The 252-nt window shown below is 36.9% G+C and carries 1 protein-coding gene; it reads left to right on the top strand.

Annotated elements, in window-relative coordinates; translation table 11 throughout:
* Nucleotides 1-252 (top strand): hypothetical protein (locus IEQ44_RS18720; protein WP_227487680.1); only part of this gene is annotated, 252 nt, incomplete at both ends.

The following is a 252-nucleotide window of genomic DNA, read 5'->3' as shown; positions in this document are numbered from 1 at the left end:
AGAACATGAGAGCGAAAGACTCAAAAACACCGCTTATCGAAGGTTCTGGGGTATCTGATGTTATGCGTCCTTCGCAGTTTGTATCAACGTTTATGAAAGAGCGTTTTGATGGTGGATTTAATATTGAAGAAGTATCTGATACAAGCGGAGATCCATTACCACATATGATTAACAGAACCATGATGCGTATTGAATTACCTGAAGTTTTAAAATCAGGTGATAAATTTTCGTTCAATGTAAAATGGTGGTACA

Origin of the sequence: Nocardioides malaquae (assembly GCF_015070385.1) — a bacterium.
Lineage (GTDB): Bacteria > Actinomycetota > Actinomycetes > Propionibacteriales > Nocardioidaceae > Nocardioides > Nocardioides malaquae.
This window is presented reverse-complemented; position numbering and strand designations above follow the sequence as displayed.